We start from the raw sequence: 17,877 nt of genomic DNA on the forward strand, positions 1-17,877 counted from the left end.
AAATCATGTTTTGAGGGGAAGCTGGATCATAAACGTTGTTCCTTTTCCCGAACCGGTTTCAAACCGGATGGCTCCCTTGTGTTTTTCCACAATAATGGAATGGGATATTGCCAATCCCTGGCCGGTTCCCAGTCCGACTTTCTTGGTGGTGAAAAAAGGATCAAATAATTTATGCTGAATCTCAGGGGGGATGTCTTTGCCGGTATTGCTGATAAGAATTTCTGCATGATCATTGTTTGAAAGTGTGGCAATCGTAATTTTGCCTTTTACCTCCGGCTGCTCGCCGACAACTTCAGCAATGGCATGCGCGGCATTTATAATAATATTCAGTATTACTTGATTGATCTCGCCGGGCAGGCAGGATACCAGCGGCAGTTGGGGATCTAAGTGCGTTTCCAGTTCAGCCACATATTTCCACTCAGCGCGTGCGACGGTGACGGTGTTCATAATACCCTGGTTAATATCTGTAGGCGTCATATCTTGAGAAGAATCCGGATGAGAAAAACCCTTCATAGCGCGTACAATGGAAGATGTACGCTCTACTCCTTCCAGAGACTGTAATATGGCAGAAGGCATTTCTTTTAAAAGATATTCCAGATCAATATCTTCTGCGATTTGCCTGATTTTTGTGATTTGTTCCGAAGAGAGTGACTTATTTTTGGATGAGTCTATACAGTGCCTGACTTCCTCCAGCAATCTAAAAAGATATCCAAATGAATCCTGAAGAAAGCGAAGATTATCACCTACATACTGAATAGGAGTATTAAGTTCATGGGCAATACCGGCGGATAATTGTCCGATGGATTCCAGTTTTTGAGCTTGCAGGAGCTGGGTTTCCAGCAATGCACGTTCTGTTATATCGGTGCCAACCAGAAGATATTTTGAAGTATCCGGTGTATCCGTTGGGATCAGGGTGATTAAAATATTCAGGATTCCATCTATTTTATCAGGGTGCTTAAAGTGAATATTTGAAATTTGTATTGGTTTGTCCCGAAGCAAAATATCCCGAAAGTTTTTAAGGACGTGAGTCCATTCCCAGGGAATTGCGCATTGGGTAAAAATTTGGCCAATGGCCTGGGATGCCGGAATGCTCAATAATTTTTCCGCAGCCGGGTTCCAGTGACGGATCCGTCCATTCTCATCCATACTGATGAGGATCAGGGGATTCGCGGAAAACAACTGTTCAATTTGGGTAGTTGCATTCAGCAGTTTGGCTTCTTTCTGTTTGCGTTCAGTGACATCCCGGTCTATACCGTGATAACCATAGTGCTTTCCATTCTGGTCAAAGAGAGGACTTCCGCTGGTTTCGAGGAAAACCGGATGACCATCTTTGTGCAGATGCGTATTTTCAAGAAATTTAAACGCTTTCTGCGAAGCGGCAATAGTGCCAAAAAGTCCGGAGACACGTTCATCTTCTTCAGGCATCATATAGTCAAAGGGTGTTTTGCCCAGCATTTCTTCGGGTGTATAACCCAATATTTCGTGTACTCTTGGGCTAATATAAGTATAAACGCCTTTTTCATTCATCTCCCATATCCAATCGCTGGATGTTTCGACTATATTCCTGAGTTTAACTTCACTCTGGTGTAAAGTGCTTTCCACCAGTTTGCGCTCTGTTATTTCATGGTTCTGAACATCAATTGCATATTGCAGCCTACGGTTAATCCGGGATACATAAACAGCCACCGCAAAGGCAACCAGTAAAAAAATTACACCAAACATAGGGACATGCCAGTAGCGTTTGAAAACATCCTGGAAAGAAAAAACACCGGCGGCTTTATAGGGCCCAAACCGAAGTATCTTCAGGCAGTCATGGATGGTTTGATAATTGAGGGGGACGGTCCAGCCATGGCAGTGGGCGGCCAGAGCGGCCGGACTATCCGGTGGGAGAGTAAGTAAGGCCACGGCCACTTTTTTTGAGAGAGTCTCTGAAACATGCTGCAATTTTGCCAGCGGCCATTCCGGATAGTAGCGGGTGGAATGCAGAATAGGCAGATTCACACTGTGAGGATGCTCCCCGGGTAAGCGGATCACATGGAATTCATCCAAACGGATTTTACCTTCATTTGCTAGGTGTTCCAGCGTGTCGGAGCGGACCATGCCGACATCTACCTCACCGTTTTTTACCGCCTCAACCACCCGGTCGTGCGTGTGACCGTAACATAAGACTGAGGAATTTTTATGTAAATCAATACCCGCTTCTTTCAATTCGCGGCAGACTGTGAGATATCCGCCAAAGGACATTTCGGAAACCGCCATGAAAGATTTATGCTTAAAATCAGCCAGGACCCGGATGTCCTTGCGGTCGGACCGGGTGAATATCACTCCGGCAAAAGAAGTGACGGCGATGTTTCCTACAAGATTTTTTAAAGTTACCAGCCGGGTTACGCCATGATTTATTTCCAGATCCACATATTGCGCGGGATTCGTCAGAATGAAATCTACGGCGTCTGCACTCACCGCAGGTTTTACATGTTTGAAATCCAGGGGTGAAATAGTGAATGTGTGATCAGGGATTTGTTGAGTTAAATAATCAGCCGTGGCCTGCCATTTTTTCAGGCACTTTTCCGTCCCCCGACTAGCCAGGACACCGAGTTTAATCTGATCAGCACTGGCTGTGATTGGATTCAAAAGGATTAGGATCAAAAGCAAGGCAAAAAACACCAGGATATTTTGGCTGAACCTGGATAATAATGCTTGGCCCATTGTGACACCTCTTCAGGAAAGACGTTACATAATGCTCTTTACTTTAGTAATTATCGGCATATTTTGAACAGCATTAAGTTTTCTGAATACAATTAATTCTTGACAACCAAATAAGACTATGCTAATAATGTTATATGGATAAAATATCTTCAATACCACATGATCTACAAATAGTGTACAGAATGGAAAGCCTGTGTAAAGCCCTGGGAGATGCTACTCGATTAAAAATCATTAAAATCCTGGCTTCGCACAAGGATTACCGGCCGTGCGTGAATGATCTGGCCAAAAATTTGAATATCACCCAGCCGGCTGCTTCTCAGCATTTAAAAATATTAAAGAACGTCGGATTAATTACATCTAAGCGGGAAGGATACAGGGTTTTTCATTCTATAAATATTGAAACAATGCGGGAATGTAAAAATATATTTAATACTATGGAAAAACTCGCTTTCGAGCAGTGCGAGGAGTTTGATAAAAAACATGGAATAAAGTAGAACATTTTTTTTAATTATCTTTATAAGATGTTGCGCATAATATGATTTAAAGGAAGGTGTTATCATGGAAAAAATTATTCGTTTTTTTATTCAAAGACCACGAGTGGTATATTTAATCTCCATCATGATTATAGTTGCCGGCGTAATTAGTCTGAGCACTATGCAGCGTCAATCTCTGCCTGAGGTTGAAATGCAGGAAATGAACGTGCAAACCATTTATCCTGCTGCTTCGGCAGAGGATGTTGAGATCAATGTAACCATACCCATAGAAGATAAACTCCTGGAGTTAGACGGCATTGAAAGCATTCGCTCGGTATCCATGGAAAGTTATTCCCTGATTCGGGTAGTGATTGACAGTGATGCTAAGGATCCGGATGAAATTAAACAGGATGTACGCCGCACTGTGGATCAGGTAACGGATTTACCCGGGGAAATCAAGGAAAAAACTAAAGTGTATGAAATAAAAACTTCCTTGCGGCCTATAACTATTCTTGGAATATCCAGTACAAAATTTACGGAAAAGGAGCTGCAAACAGTCGTTAAAACTCTGGCCAGAGAAATAAAAGAATTGCCCGGAGTGGCCCAGGTTGAAAAAATCGGAGATCGTGACCGCGAAATCAGTGTGCAGGTAATACCGGAAAAACTAAAGAAATATTATCTTTCCCTTCCGGATATTGTGCAGGCAATTAAAAACCGTAATATTCGCTTAACCGGAGGAACTCTGGAAACCTTTATTCATGAATCAAGTGTGCTGACCCTGGCAAAATTTACCTCTCCTGAAGACATCGGCGATGTTATTATTCGTTCTAATTTTGATGGAGAACGAATTTTATTAAAGGATGTGGCCTTTATTCAGGATGATCTGGAAAAAACACAATTTCAGATGAATGTTAACGGCGTGCCCGGCATAGGGCTGAAAATACTGAAAGAATCGTCAGCTGATGCCATTCGTACTGTGCAGAAGATACGGCAATACATAAAGCATACTGAAAAAGCCTACCCCGGAGAAATAGACATTGAAATCGGCAGAGATGACACCCTGGTGACCAAAAACCGGCTGGATATGCTGAAAAAAAACGCCCTTATGGGGTTTGTGCTGGTGATTGCGGTTTTAATAATGTTTTTAAATTTGAGAATAGCTTTCTGGACTGCTATGGGCATACCGGTTGCTATGGCAATAGGTGTTATTGTTCATGTTTTATTTCAGGGCACATTGGATTCAATAGCACTCACGGTTTATATCATGTTATTGGGTATGCTGGCAGATGACGCTATTGTGGTGGCTGAAAACATCCATCGCCACCGGGAAGACGGGAAGACGGTAATGGCCGCAGCAATTGCCGGTGTGAAAGAAGTTGCAGCTCCCATTACCGCCACTATTTGCACCACAGTAGTAGCGTTCCTTCCATTGCTGGCTATGGGTGGAAAACTGGGCAAGTTTATCTCTATTATTCCGATTATTGTGGCCGGAACTTTATTAGGTTCTTTAGTTGAATCATTTTTTCTTCTGCCCAGCCATTTGTCAGAAGGCAAACCATCTTCCCGCAAATCCCGCGCTGCTTTAATTGATCCTCTTTTTATTAAATTCAAAAAAATATACCAAGGTCTTTTAAGCCGGGCTTTGCAACGGCCATATCTGGTTTTGCTGCTGGCGATTTTGCTGCTGGGTGGTTCTGTTATTCTGGTTAAAAAGCATATAGGCTTTGTTCTTTTTCCTCAGGAGAGCTCCGAAGAAGTGCTGATTCACCTGGAAACCGAACGCGGTAATTCATTAAAAGCCAATGCCAAAAAGATCGAACAAATTGAAAAAGCCCTGGCAGCACTGCCTTCGGGAGAAGTCAGTTATTTTGAGACCTGGATCGGCAAAGATTTTAGCCGCGGTGCCCATGAAATTCGAGGTGATAATCTGGCTACCATTCAATTAGGCTTGACGCCTTTTGGCAACCGTCAGCGGACGATCCTGGAAATCGTGGATGAATTGCGGCAAAAAAGCAGCCACTGGCAGGGTTTTAAGGGCGTCAATTTCGAGATTTCAAGCGGCGGACCGCCGGTAGGACGTCCGGTGGAAATTAATCTGGTGGGCGAGGATTTGCAATTAATCCGGCAAGCCGGCCAGGAGGTTTTAGCCTATTTGCAAACCCTGCCGGAAGTTTGTGATCCCTATACTGATTTAAAATTTACCAAAGATGAAGAAGTCATTAGCCTGGATTATGCAAAATTAGCGCGTATGGGAATAAGCGTAGCAGCAGTGGCAAATACCATACGTTTAGCTCTGGAAGGAGAAGTGGTAAGCGATGTTTGCTTTCAGCAGGAAGAAGTGGATATTCGTGTGCAAATGGATGAAAAAAGCCGTAAGCATAAAAATACAATTATGGATTTAAGCGTGAGAAATTCACAGGGCAAACTTATTTCTTTAGGTCAGTTTATACGCACAAAGCAGCAGCCTGCCTTGCAGGGTATCAGACATTATAACGGCCGGCGGGTAGTGTGCATTGCAGCGGATGTTGATACTAAAACAACCAATTCCGAGAAAGTGACTGAAAAAATAAAACAAAAATTCCCACAGTATTTGCAAAAACACTCTCCCATTCAATTATTGGTCAGCGGTGAAGCAGTAGAATCCGGGCAGGCGAAAAAAAGAATAATAAGATCCGGAATTATTGCTGTACTGGCGATTTATTTTATTTTAGTGCTGCTGTTTAATTCGCTGCTGCAGCCTTTGATCGCGTTATGCGCTGTTCCTTTTGGGGTAATCGGCGTTATTTTAGCTTTTTGGGTACATGGTATTACTTTAAGTTTTCTGGCATTAGTGGGAATTTTAGGTATGAGCGGCGTGGTTGTTAATGATTCCTTGATTATGTTAAGTTTTATTAATCATTCAATCCAGACAGCAAAAAATGGAATTATTGATTTAAAAAAATTAATTATAGATGCGGCGCAGACCCGTTTACGTCCGATTATATTAACTACCCTAACCACCACTGCGGGTTTATTTCCAGTTGCCTATGGTTTAAGCGGACATGATCCTTTTGTGGCACCTATGGTAATGGCAATGTTTTGGGGTTTGATATTTGGCACAATTCTGACTTTAGTGCTGGTGCCGGTATTTTATACTATATGGCTGGATGTGACAGGTAAGTTCCGTAAAAACAACCATGCCATATAGGAATGTCAAAAATAACATGAAGAAAGGCATTATCTGTCATTCTGATCGAAGAGAAGAATCTAAAAAAGATCCTTCGTGTACACTCAGGATGACAAAACAATTTTGACAATACCAGGCCATTAAAAAGGAGGAAATATGAAAAAACCACTAAGTTTTTATACGCTATTAAGTATAACTTGCTTGTTTATGAGTAGTAATGTACAGGCTGCTTCCGGTTATTCGAATTATCTGGAAATAAGCTGCCGGGATTTTATTCAACAAACCATTCAAAATGATCCTCAATTTAAACACGACTTACAGACCTACCTTAAAGTTAAGTATCGTAAATTGAGCGTATCTGCCATAGCGGCCTGGACTTTCACAGCCCAGGCTGGAATAGTTTATAATGAATCAATATCCGGTTCCTTCATGGAACCGGATAAAGTAGATGCCGCAGCCTATAATATAAGCCTGCAAAAGTTGTTTCCAGGAAGTGGAACCAGCGTCCGCTTGTCACATGACAATACTCTTTCCGAGTTGGAATTTGTAGAAAGTGGCAATGCCAATATGTTTGCTGATATGTTTCAGCAGTCGGAAGAAACCAGTACACCGTCTTTTACCTTACAGATTATTCAGCCTTTATTGAAAAACTCGTTTGGCTTGGCTGACCGCTATCCTTTGGAAAGCGCTGCCCTGCAAAAGCAGGCTGCCTGGTTGGATGTTCAGGAAGCGTGGGAAAATCGTTTACAGGCTTTATTGACGATTTATCTGGATTGGGTTGATGCCTATGAAAATATGTCGGCAATGGAAGAGATTATGAAAGAATTAAAACAACTGGAAAATTTGGTGCAGCGTAAAGTAAAAACCGGAATGGCGGAAAGAGCGGATTGGTTAAAAACCAAGGATAATATTTTGCGCTCTGAAAAACAACTGTTGCAGGCAACTATGAATTTCAAAAACATGGGTATGCAAATTAATGTTTTGCGACAAGCGCCGGAGACAATCCTCCCGGCTTTGCCGAAAATCAAACCGCAATTTATAAATAACAACGCCGGTTTTTCAACTTCCGCGCTTAATACTGCCAACCTTCGGATATCCCAACTGCGCATAATAGAAAAACTAAACCTAATCGAGCGGCAATTAATTAAAAAAAACACTATTGCCAAAAATGCCCGCCTTCCCCAGTTGGATATAATTGGTAGTTTAAGCCTCAAGGGCCAAACCGGGAATCTCAGGGGCGGATATGATGATATTAATGAGAATGATTATTCGGTATTTCTAAAAGCCGGTTATCCTTTAGGCCCTAAGGCCAATGCGGATGTTCTGATAATCGCGAGCGAACAGGAGGAAATTAATCAATCCTTGCGCGCAGCAAAACAAACCTTAAGCCTGGGCTTGCTGCAAACCGGAGAAAACATCCGGGACCTGGACTTAATGCTGGAAGTTATGCAGCAGCAATATACTTTTGCTGAAGAAAAAATGAACATTGACAGAAGTAATTATAAGATGGGACGTCTGGATACGTATTATTTAATTGATTCGCGAAATTCTTTAACCACTATTCGTTTGCAGCTTATCCAGAGCCGGATTCATCTATCTAAATTGAAATTATCTTATATGGCGATCAGGGATTTGCTTTTACCACAATATCCGGACTTATGTCAAAAACTTTTGCCATAGGCATATTAAGGAGCAAAGCGATATGAAAAATAAATTATTCCCGTTAGGGTTACTATTATTACTTGTGCTGCCTTCGGGCATACTGGCAACAGAAGTATCTTCGCAGGCTGATAAAGTGAAGACAAAGTCGGACTGGACATTTATGCCGATATTCTTCAGCAAGCCGGAAACGGGTTTTGGCACCGGCGCTATGGTAATTCATTGTCAGCAACCGTTTCCTGAAATCGAAAATCACAAACCGGATGTCACTCAATTAATGGCGAATTATACGGTTAATGCGCAAGGTAAAATAAAATTTATGCTCAATAAAAGTATGGGACAAAACAGCATAGTGTTAACTGAGATCAGTTATAGCCATTTTCCAGGTAATTTTTATGGCATAGGACCAAATACTTTAAGCCAAAATGAGGAAAATTATATTCAAAATGAAATATTACTTGCCGGATCATTTTTACAGCAAATCTCTAAAAATATATTTTTTGGTCCGGGCCTGAGGATTATAGACTATGAGGCGCAGGATAAAAAAACCAATGGAATTTTAGCTGCGGAAAATGTGCTAGGGAGCGAGGGTATAAGGGTTTTAGGTTTGGAATTGCAGGGGATCTGGGATATGCGGGATAGTATTTTTTACCCGTATAAGGGCTGGCTATTGGAGATTAAAACCACTTTATATTCTAAAATCATTGGCAGCGAATCGGATTTTTATAGATTTGATTTTAATTATAGCCGGTTTCACGAAATATTTAAACAGAATATTATAGCCTGGCAAATAATGTTTACTACCACCGGGGGTGATGTTCCGTTCCAGCTAATGCCGCACCTGGGCGGGCCTCACATGATGCGCGGCTTTTATCAGGGCAGATTTATTGACAGACATTATTTGGCTCTGCAAACAGAGTATCGTTTCCCCATATACTGGCGGTTTAAAGGAAATGTTTTTGCGGGTTTAGGACAAGTCGCTTCTGAAATGCGAGGAATTTCCACTGATAAATTTAAAATAGCTTATGGCGCTGGTTTGCGGTTTGTTTTAAATGAAGAAAGAAATATTAATTTGCGCGCTGATTTTGCTTTGAATAGTTATCCGGATGAGAAAAATTTTATGTTTTATATAATAATCAAGGAGGCCTTTTAATGAAAACAACCCTTGTTTTATTAAGTTTTAGCTGTATTCTTGGAATAAATTCACTGGGAGCGGCCGCGGGAATGGAAAAAAGCGAGATGAGAATTTATCAGGAAAAAACCGAAGGGAAAATAGTCGACAAAACATATTATACAGAGCAAAACAACGAAGGTTATTTATGGAAAATATTAAATCCTAAGGGGCAGATGACTATTCAGGTTACGCATGATTATCAAACTGTTAATGTTCTTTACCAATTAGCCGGTCAAACCAACCGGAGTTCAATGCAACGCCGGGAAAATAAAATTGTTTTTTTAGAAAAAGCCGGTGATAAAGTAATTCGGAAAAAGGAAATATCCATAGAAAATCCTGTTTGGTACAGCAGTTTTATGCAGCTGCGGGCATTTGTTTTGTCGGAAGCTACCAGGCAGGAATTTTTTAAAGAGAGTATTAAGAAATGGAAAATGATGAAGTTGGTCGCTATAAAGGAAAAAAAAGAAAAAATAATGCTGGCTGAAAATGAATATGCAACCCTAAAAGTAAAAGTTACTTTTAGGGATTACCGCGCGCTTTTCTGGTCCTGCTATTTATGGTTTCGGGAAAGCGACGGGATATTAATCAAATCCAGTGAGATTCGCGGCAAACCGGGAACGCCGGAGACCACGGTGGAATTAATAAAGGAATAAAACCTAAACTGTTACATAAACCGCAAGTAGAGTTGGAATGTTTGGCGGAATGTAAAGTACATCGGAAAACAATGTTTAACAAAAACACTACAGGCTCACGCCTGTGGTATTTTTGTTAAACGGGCAATCTGATTCCCGCCACTGGAGTTTCCCGGAAAATAGTGAAAAAAAACAGGATCCCGGTTTGGGAACCAGGACCCTGTCAATCGCTTCGGCCAAATGGTGTGTCGTAAGGAACTCCCGCTGGTCGTTTTGCGAGGTTAATAATAATTATTTTGTTTTTTGTTGTGCAGCAGCCTTCTTTTTGGCAGCGGCTTTTAATTTATCATTGGCAAAAATGGCGATTTCCACCCGCCGGTTTTGCTGCTTGCCGTAGTCGGAGGCGTTGTCTGCGACCGGCTGGCCTTCGCCATATCCCATGGGGGTGCAACGCTGGGGGATGACGCCGGAACTTTTTAATTTATTGGAAACAGCATTGGCCCGTTTTTCGGAGAGCGTCTGGTTGTATTCTTCACTGCCGTCACTGTCGGTATGTCCTTCGATGAGTATATTGGTGTCCGGATATTTGTTCAGGGTCACTGCCAGCTTGGCCAGATTTTGGTTGGCGGCAGACTGTAGGTTTGATGCATTCACAGCAAAGAGCAGACCGGAGTCGAATGTGATTTTAATACCTTCACCCACACGTTCGATTTTAGCGCCCTCAATATCTTTTTGTAATTCAGCGGCTTGCTTGTCCATTTGATTGCCAATGAGCGCGCCGGCGGTACCGCCAACTGCTGCACCGATAATGGCACCCAGTGCGGTTGCTTTATCATCGCCAAGTTGATTGCCAATGATGGCACCAATGGCCCCGCCGCCGACTGCACCGATTGCTCCACCGCCAAGGGTGGCGCAGCCTGAAGCTGCGGCAATCGCGATTACCAAAATTAAAAACCCGATCGTTTTTCTGTTTTTGTACATGTGTTCACCTCGCTGTTTTTATTTTTGTGGAATGAGTTGTCGTTGAGCACAGATCATACCGAACCACAAGTCATTCAGCAAGGGGGAAATTTGATTTTTTTTTAGAAAAGAAAATTCCAGGTTGCGATGCCGGCTCTGTTATTCAATAGCGCGGCGGGATGCTCCAACGGCTCGATCATGCCCGCTGATTAACCTGCGCAACGGTATCTTTGAGCAGTTTGATCTCTGCTTTGGTATACGCACTATACATCACACTGAAAACGCTGTTGTTGGTCAGGAGGGGATCAAGTTCTTCCGGAATGATTTTTTTCCGGATGAGTTCATCCCACAAGGGGGTGCCGGGAATGGGAGAAAATTCGCAGAGGTGGATGCGGACATTGAGTTTTTCTAAAAAAGCGATGCTCTCCATGACTTCTTTGGCCGGTTGACCGGGCAAGCCATACATGATATAGACGCCGATCTCTTTTTTCGTAAAACCGGCTTTTTTGAGATTCTGTACTGCTTTTTTAAATTCTGCGTTCATAACCTTGCCGCCGGTTTTACTCTGGCGCGAGGCATTGATGGTCTCCAGGCTGAGACGCACGGTCTTGAATCCTGAGTCAAACATCAATTGCGCGGTTTTGGCATCGATGAACCGGGCATGCAATCCATTGGGGGTATGGAAACGTACTGCGAGCTTGGTATCAATCACTGCCTGCAAGATGGGCTGGATATGTTTTTCGGGTTTGTGCAGCAATGCATCGTCATAAAAAGCAAAATCAAGGACACCCATGGCTGCCTGATCAAAAATCGCCTGGGTGATTTCCTTGGGTTTTTTCTGAGAAAAATGCGGATGCAAAATGGGACAAGCGCAATAGGCACAGGTGTAAGGACAACCCTCGGAGGTGAGCAGGGGCGCGTATTTAGGTTTTTTATAAAAACCCAGGTTGTAAAAGGGCAGGGTGTCGCGGGTTTGATGGATGGCAATACCCTGATCATGCAGTACCTGGATGAGCGTCTCATCAACCGGGCCCAGATAAACCGCATCGGCTTGGGAATGGACCATGGCATGGGCGGGAAAAAGCTGGGGGTAGATGCCGCCCAAAATGATGGGTGTTTTGGGAAAGTGTTTCCGGCATGCGCCAATAACCTCAAATACACCCGGATACCAGTACGCCATCATGCTGGTGATAAAAATGGCATCAAGGTTCTTTTGCGTTTTTAACTTGTTCGTGAAAGCCGGCGGGGTGATGCCGTACCGTGCATAGGTGCGCGGGAAATTTTTGAGTACAGCCGGTTTGGTAAGCACGGTGCGCGGGAATTGTCCCATATGAAACGGGGGTTTGACCGGTGTGTCCAAACAGTCAATCAAAGATAAGTCGACATTGTAGGCGGATAAAAATTCAGCGGTCTGGAGCAGACCCAAAGGACGAATCCACATATTCAGCGCTGCGAAATCATGAATCCAAGGATTGATCAATAAAATGTGTTTGTTCATAAAATTAATACCACCTGAAGATTTTTTGACTGACCAGCAGGCAGAGTGTACCTGTGGCAGTCAGGGCAAGCGAAGGCAAAATAATTTCCGGGATGCCGGCACCTTCGATAAACACCCGGCGCGTGGCATCTGCCAGCATGGTGAGCGGCAGCATTTCGATCACCGGAATGGCCCATTCCGGGAAAGTTTTATAACTGAAAAATATTCCTGACAAAATCATCATGGGCAAGGTCACAGCATTGATCAACCCATTGCCCACTTGCGCATTTTTAGCACGCGAGGCAGTGAGTACGGCAATTCCGGCAAATGCAAAATTGCCGCAAAGAAAAAGCAGGAAAAGCGCCAAGAGACTCCCCTCAATCCGTATTTTGAAGGCCAGCATGGCAAATAAGAGCAAGACACTGATTTCAATGGCGCTTAGGAGCAGGCGCGAAATAAGATAGGAAAGTAGATACGTGTAGCGATTCATGGGTGTGGCCACCATACGGCGCAGCATTTTTTTTATCCGGCGGTCAATCAGGCTCCAGCCGATGGCCCACATGCAGGATTGCAGAATGCCAAATGCGATCAGGCCGGGAATGAGGAAGTCAATATAGCGTGATCCGATGGCTTTTAAGTGTTTGGTGCGGTGTGATAGGGGTTTTACTCCGGAGTTGTCCGCTTTTTCCAGCAGATGGTACATCAGCCGGGCATCGGATTTTTGCGGATCAAATGAATAGACGCGTGACTGGGTCTCGCGGTCATATCGGATGAAGAGTAGAATGTCACCGCGTTTGATGCCGGTCAGGGCATCATCAAAGGAGGTATAGTGTTTAAAGACGATGGGCGGCAAGGTGTCGGTTTGTTCGGGGGCCGTTTTTTTATTCTTGTCCGTTTTTTTGATTATGTCCATCCAGGTTTGGAAAGGCGCGGGTGTTTCGCTGTTGGCAGAGATAATGACGCCGATGTGTTGAGGCGTTATGTCTTTGCGCACAAACGCCAACCCCAGGATGAGGGCCAGGATAATCGGGAAGCCCATGGTCCAAAAAAGAATTTCCGGTTCACGGAAAAATTCCCGAAAATGCATGGCCAGCAGATTGGCAAGCGGGCTATTCTTCATCCAGCCGCTTCCCGGTTAACTGGATGAAAAGATCATCCAGCGTTTTTTTGCGCGAGGTAAGGCTTAAAAGATCAAGGGATTTTTTTTTGACTGTCGCAAAAAAAACCGGTAAAAAATCGGCGGCATTGTTCACTTCAAGTGTTCCTTGCAAGGCGGCATCATTCCAGTTGGATTTGAGTACGCCTTTAAGTTTGGATAAGGCCGCGGGGTTTTGATTGGGAGCCAGAGAAAATTCAATCACCTCGCTGTTGCCGTGATGGGCCAGCAATTCTTTGAGTGTGCCCTGGGTCAGGATGCGTCCTTTGTGGATAATGAAAATGCGGTCACACAGCGACTCGGCTTCTTCCATGTAGTGCGTAGTCAGCACCAGGGTGGTGCAGCGTTTTTTTAGTTCGCGTAGAATACCCCACATTTCGCGCCGCGCATGCGGGTCCAATCCGATGGTCGGTTCATCTAAAATGAGGACCTCCGGCTGGTTGATGATGGCAATGCCCAATGCCAATTTTTGTTTCTGCCCGCCGGAGCAGGTCTCGACAATGCTGTTTTGTTTTTCCTGCAAGCCCAGCAGGTTGAGAATGCCACGGGAGATGTTCTTGTCTTTGCCGTAAAAACTGGCAAAAAGATTCAACGTTTCCAGCACAGTAAGCTTGTCAATCAGCCGGGTTTCCTGTAAAGCAATACCCAGGCGTTCACGCAAAAAACGCTCGTGTTTGGCCCACGCTTTGTTCAAGACCATGATTTTACCGGTATCGGGTTTTTGCAATCCTTCGATCATCTCCACCAAGGTGGTCTTGCCTGCACCATTGGGGCCGAGTACGGCGACATATTCCCCGCGCTGGATATCAAGTGAGATGTCATTGACGGCATGGACGCTCTTGAATTTCTTATGAACATTACGTAGGGAGATGGTGGTGTCAGTTGTACAAGTGGTCATGGTTGCTTACATCTTTCTTTAAACAGTAGGATCAACAGATTATATTGAATAATGATGAAAAAGCAAAGGTATAAAAGCAGAAAACAAAAGCATGCACCACAGAGAGCACCCTGCTTTTTGATATTAAATCATCAGAATCGTAGGACCGGCGGAGAATACGGAGGGGAAAAAGTCAAATCATTATTTTAAAAAACAATTATTTTTTCCAGTTAGTTTAATCTTTGTAATTTTTTTTAGTTTTTCACCGTGAGCTTCGTGTTCTTTGTGGTGAATTGATGCTATTTTTAAAAAATAACCTTCAATATTCCACATTTCTTCTATATAATAAGTAAAAATCCTCCTGCAGTTTTGGAGGTTTTTTTGCATTCACAAAGGAGATTTTGGTGACACCAGGTATGCGGAAAAGAAAGCCCGTACGTAAAAATCGCTATCAAAAACAGAACCTCGCCGCGCGCGGCAGAAATCATGATGCAGATGATGATTTTATGGCTGTGGCCGACATCCCGGCGTGGCGTTCTTTGATACGGTTTGCTATTTTAGGTCTTATGGTGGCCGGTGCGATTTATCTTACTGCGATTTCCATTAATGTTTTGATCTTGGGAACAGATGATGTGGACTATGCCAAGCACACTGATACCATTATGCTGGTCCACTGGCGTCCTTTGCCGAGACGGCTGGCCCTGCTCTCTGTTCCGCGTGATACATTGATCAAGATGCCCAAGCGCGGGCCCATGAAGATCAATGCGGTCTATGCCTATGGCAATGCGCTTGGCACCCGTGAGTATGCCTTGGCCATGACCCGGGCCGCTATCGAGACGCTTTTGGGCCTGAAGATTCATTATGTTGTTCATGTGCGTTACTCGAATTTTATTCATCTGGTGGATGCGATCGGCGGTATCCCGCTCTATGTTGAAAAAAAGATGCGTTATACGGATCAGGCTGGTGGCGTGAATATCAATCTGGAGCCGGGTTACCAGTTGCTTGATGGCCGCCAGTGTTTGAATTATGTGCGCTTCCGGCATGACCGGGAAGGGGATATTGGCAGAATTCGGCGGCAGCAAAAATTTGTTAAAGCTTTTGTTTCACAACTGGTGCGTTTTACCAAAGTGCCGCGCACCATCAACGCCTTTGTTGCGTTTTTCAAGCAAGTCGAGACCAATATGAGCATGCCGGCAGCGCTCTTTTTGGCCGTGGAGATCAAGGGGATTGCGCAGGGGTCCTGGCGTCAGGCGATTTTGCCGGGTGAGGGCGTGTATATTAAAGGGAAGTCGTTTTGGAAGCCCGATTTGCCGCGATTGCGCAAGGTTGTGGCTGACTTGGGCAAACCGCCGCGCAAAATTACCCAAGCAGTCAAATCGAATAAAAAAAATAAAAAGCAGCCTGTAGATGAGACGGTTGTTATTGTACTTGAACCAACACCCAAACCGACATTGAAACCCACGCCTGAAAAAGTGTTGGGCCCATTGCCCAGAGGCAAACAACCGCTGATACGGGTGCTTAATGGTTGTGGCGTGCCGGGTGTGGCCGGCCGTATTACCCAGCGTCTCATGGAATCCAATATACAGGTTAAAGAGGAAAATACAACCAATGCCCCATCGTTTGATTTTCCTTATACGATTATAAAAAGCAAGCCGAATCACTTGCCCTGGGCTGAGAGAATTGCTACAATCCTGGGTCTGGATGAGGGCCGTGTTCAGGTCATTCCCAAGAATGTCAATTATCCGACCGTGACGATTGTGATCGGTGGGGATTATCAGGAATTGATCAAATAGTATCTATAGCCACTATTGAAAAAATAATTTTATAGGGGCACGATTAATCGTGCCCTGATTGATGAATGAATATGAACCGGAAAGATGAAGGAGTTGTAAACCTGTGTATTTAAAAAACCGTGTTCACACCTTAATGAAAGAAGAAATTGCAGTACTTGAGTCGGAAGGTTTTTTGCCGCAGGAGAGTACACGCGCACTTGAGATTGAGCGGCCGGCGCAGACGACACATGGCGATTTTTCCACCAATCTCGCGATGAAATTGGCCAAGTCGGTTCGCAAGCCGCCGCGTGTTATTGCTGAGGCATTGGTGGGGAAATTAAGTGCACACCAGGATTTTTTTGCCGAGGTTACGATTGCCGGTCCGGGATTTGTTAATTTCCGCTTACATCCGGAGTGCCTGCTGGAAGAGGCGCATGCCATCCGCGAACGGGGCCAAGCGTACGGGACATCTGATCTGGGGAAGGGCCGCAAGTTGCTGCTGGAATTTGTATCTGCCAATCCGACCGGGCCGCTTAATATTGTGTCCGCCCGGGCGGCGGCAGTGGGTGATGCTCTGGCCGCAATTCTGATCAGTCAGGGTGTCGTGACTTCCAAGGAATATTATGTCAATGATGCAGGCCGTCAGGCCCGTTTGCTGGGGCATTCCATGTATGCGCGTTGGAAACAAGCACAGGGAGAAAATTATCCCGTACCTGAGGGCGGCTATGAGAAAGATTATGTGGGCGAGGTTGCTCGGGCCAGTGCGGAAATCCAGGCCGCTGCGTTTGTAAAAGCTGATGAGGCAAGTGCGATTGAGCTGCATCGTAGTTTTGGCGTCCGTGAGATGGTGGGACGCCATCAGCAGAGCCTGCGTGACTACGGTGTTACGTTTGATACCTGGTACTCTGAAAAAAAATTGCACGATTCCGGTATGGTTGAGACGGCAATTGTTGAATTGAAGGAACGCGGTTTTGTTTATGAAAAAGAGGGAGCGCTGTGGTTTGCATCAACTAAATTTGGTGATGACAAAGACAGGGTACTGAAAAAAGCGGATGGCGACTGGGCTTATATTGCAGCAGATATTGCTTATCATCGTGATAAATTTGAACGCGGGTTTACCGAATTGATGGACCTGTGGGGACCGGATCATCATGGTTATATTGCGCGTATGCAGGCAGCCATGCAGGCCTTGGGGCATGACGCAGACGCTTTTCGTGTGCGGATTGTGCAGCAGGTGAATTTACTGGAAGGCGGCAAGGCGGTCTCGATGTCCAAGCGCGGAGAGGGGCGCTTGCTTGAAATGGATGATTTGATTAAGGATGTGGGACGCGATGTGGCACGCTTTTTTTTTCTCATGCGTTCTACGGATGCGCATCTGGATTTTGACCTGGATCTGGCGCGTAAACATAGTGATGACAATCCGGTTTATTATGTGCAGTATGCCTATGCCCGAATCTGCAGTATTTTGAAAAAAGCCGAAACAGAAGGCTTGCCGGTTCCGGCAGCGGATGAGAAAATATTGAAAAATTATTCGGCCCAGGAAGCGGAATTGGATCTGATCAGGGTGCTGAGCACTTATCCTGAAATTTTGGAAACCTGTTTTCGTAATTTAGAACCGCATGGTCTGACCTTTTATCTGCGTGATCTGGCAACTGCATTTCACCGTTTTTACACGTTTTGCCGCGTGGTGGATCTGGAAAACCGGGAACAATCCACCCGGCGTTTGGTCATGGTCGATGCAGCACGCATTATTTTTAAAAATGGACTGGCCCTTTTGGGGGTCAGTGCACCGGAGAGTATGTAGCGTCGTAATTGTCACAAGGAG

12 protein-coding genes are annotated in these 17,877 nt (G+C 44.5%); 7 read left to right on the top strand and 5 right to left on the bottom strand.

All coding sequences use genetic code 11. From position 1 onward, the window contains the following. Nucleotides 1-3: 3 nt before the first annotated feature. Nucleotides 4-2,706 carry a PhnD/SsuA/transferrin family substrate-binding protein gene (locus K8S19_00090; GenBank protein MCD4812082.1) on the bottom strand — a complete coding sequence of 901 codons (2,703 nt, stop codon included), beginning with the start codon at nt 2,704-2,706 and terminating at the stop codon, nt 4-6. Nucleotides 2,707-2,840: 134 nt separating this feature from the next. Between K8S19_00090 and K8S19_00095 the strand changes: the two genes are divergently transcribed. The 5 genes from K8S19_00095 to K8S19_00115 all read left to right on the top strand — a co-directional run bounded on the left by K8S19_00095 (nt 2,841) and on the right by K8S19_00115 (nt 9,831). After that, a complete protein-coding gene (locus tag K8S19_00095) occupies nt 2,841-3,200 on the top strand; it encodes a metalloregulator ArsR/SmtB family transcription factor (GenBank protein MCD4812083.1) in 360 nt (119 codons plus the stop codon). Nucleotides 3,201-3,264: 64 nt separating this feature from the next. Beyond that, entirely contained in the window at nt 3,265-6,366 is a 3,102-nt protein-coding gene (locus K8S19_00100) for an efflux RND transporter permease subunit (GenBank protein ID MCD4812084.1), read from the top strand. A gap of 135 nt (nt 6,367-6,501) precedes the next feature. Then, nucleotides 6,502-8,025, top strand: coding sequence for a TolC family protein (locus K8S19_00105; protein ID MCD4812085.1), 1,524 nt, complete (start codon nt 6,502-6,504; stop codon nt 8,023-8,025). A gap of 22 nt (nt 8,026-8,047) precedes the next feature. Further along, nucleotides 8,048-9,157: an outer membrane protein assembly factor gene (locus K8S19_00110; GenBank protein ID MCD4812086.1), complete on the top strand. Its 1,110-nt coding sequence runs from the start codon at nt 8,048-8,050 to the stop codon at nt 9,155-9,157. Beyond that, a complete protein-coding gene (locus K8S19_00115) occupies nt 9,157-9,831 on the top strand; it encodes a hypothetical protein (GenBank protein ID MCD4812087.1) in 675 nt (224 codons plus the stop codon). The genes K8S19_00110 and K8S19_00115 overlap by 1 nt, the downstream gene beginning before the upstream one ends. 270 nt (nt 9,832-10,101) lie before the next feature. On the opposite strand, the gene K8S19_00120 is transcribed toward K8S19_00115, so the two are convergent. The 4 genes from K8S19_00120 to K8S19_00135 all read right to left on the bottom strand — a co-directional run bounded on the left by K8S19_00120 (nt 10,102) and on the right by K8S19_00135 (nt 14,301). Beyond that, nucleotides 10,102-10,791, bottom strand: a complete 690-nt coding sequence (locus tag K8S19_00120; GenBank protein MCD4812088.1) for an OmpA family protein — start codon at nt 10,789-10,791, stop codon at nt 10,102-10,104. A 175-nt stretch (nt 10,792-10,966) separates the two neighbouring features. Further along, nucleotides 10,967-12,268 (bottom strand): radical SAM protein, encoded by a 1,302-nt coding sequence (locus tag K8S19_00125; protein MCD4812089.1) that lies wholly within the window; start codon nt 12,266-12,268, stop codon nt 10,967-10,969. 4 nt (nt 12,269-12,272) lie between these two features. Beyond that, a complete protein-coding gene (locus tag K8S19_00130) occupies nt 12,273-13,367 on the bottom strand; it encodes an ABC transporter permease (protein ID MCD4812090.1) in 1,095 nt (364 codons plus the stop codon). Further along, entirely contained in the window at nt 13,357-14,301 is a 945-nt protein-coding gene (locus K8S19_00135; GenBank protein MCD4812091.1) for an ABC transporter ATP-binding protein, read from the bottom strand. Before K8S19_00135 ends, K8S19_00130 begins: the two co-directional genes overlap by 11 nt. 383 nt (nt 14,302-14,684) lie before the next feature. Here K8S19_00135 and K8S19_00140 point away from each other — a divergent pair, with 383 nt between their 5' ends. Both K8S19_00140 and argS read left to right on the top strand, forming a co-directional pair. Further along, nucleotides 14,685-16,073: an LCP family protein gene (locus K8S19_00140; GenBank protein ID MCD4812092.1), complete on the top strand. Its 1,389-nt coding sequence runs from the start codon at nt 14,685-14,687 to the stop codon at nt 16,071-16,073. Between the two features lie 103 nt (nt 16,074-16,176). Beyond that, a complete protein-coding gene (gene argS / locus K8S19_00145; protein ID MCD4812093.1) occupies nt 16,177-17,856 on the top strand; it encodes an arginine--tRNA ligase in 1,680 nt (559 codons plus the stop codon). The last annotated feature ends 21 nt before the right edge of the window (nt 17,857-17,877 follow it).

The sequence above is a fragment of the bacterium genome (genome assembly GCA_021108215.1).
Taxonomy (GTDB): domain Bacteria; phylum Oederibacteriota; class JAAXVQ01; order JAAXVQ01; family JAUVAV01; genus JAIORK01.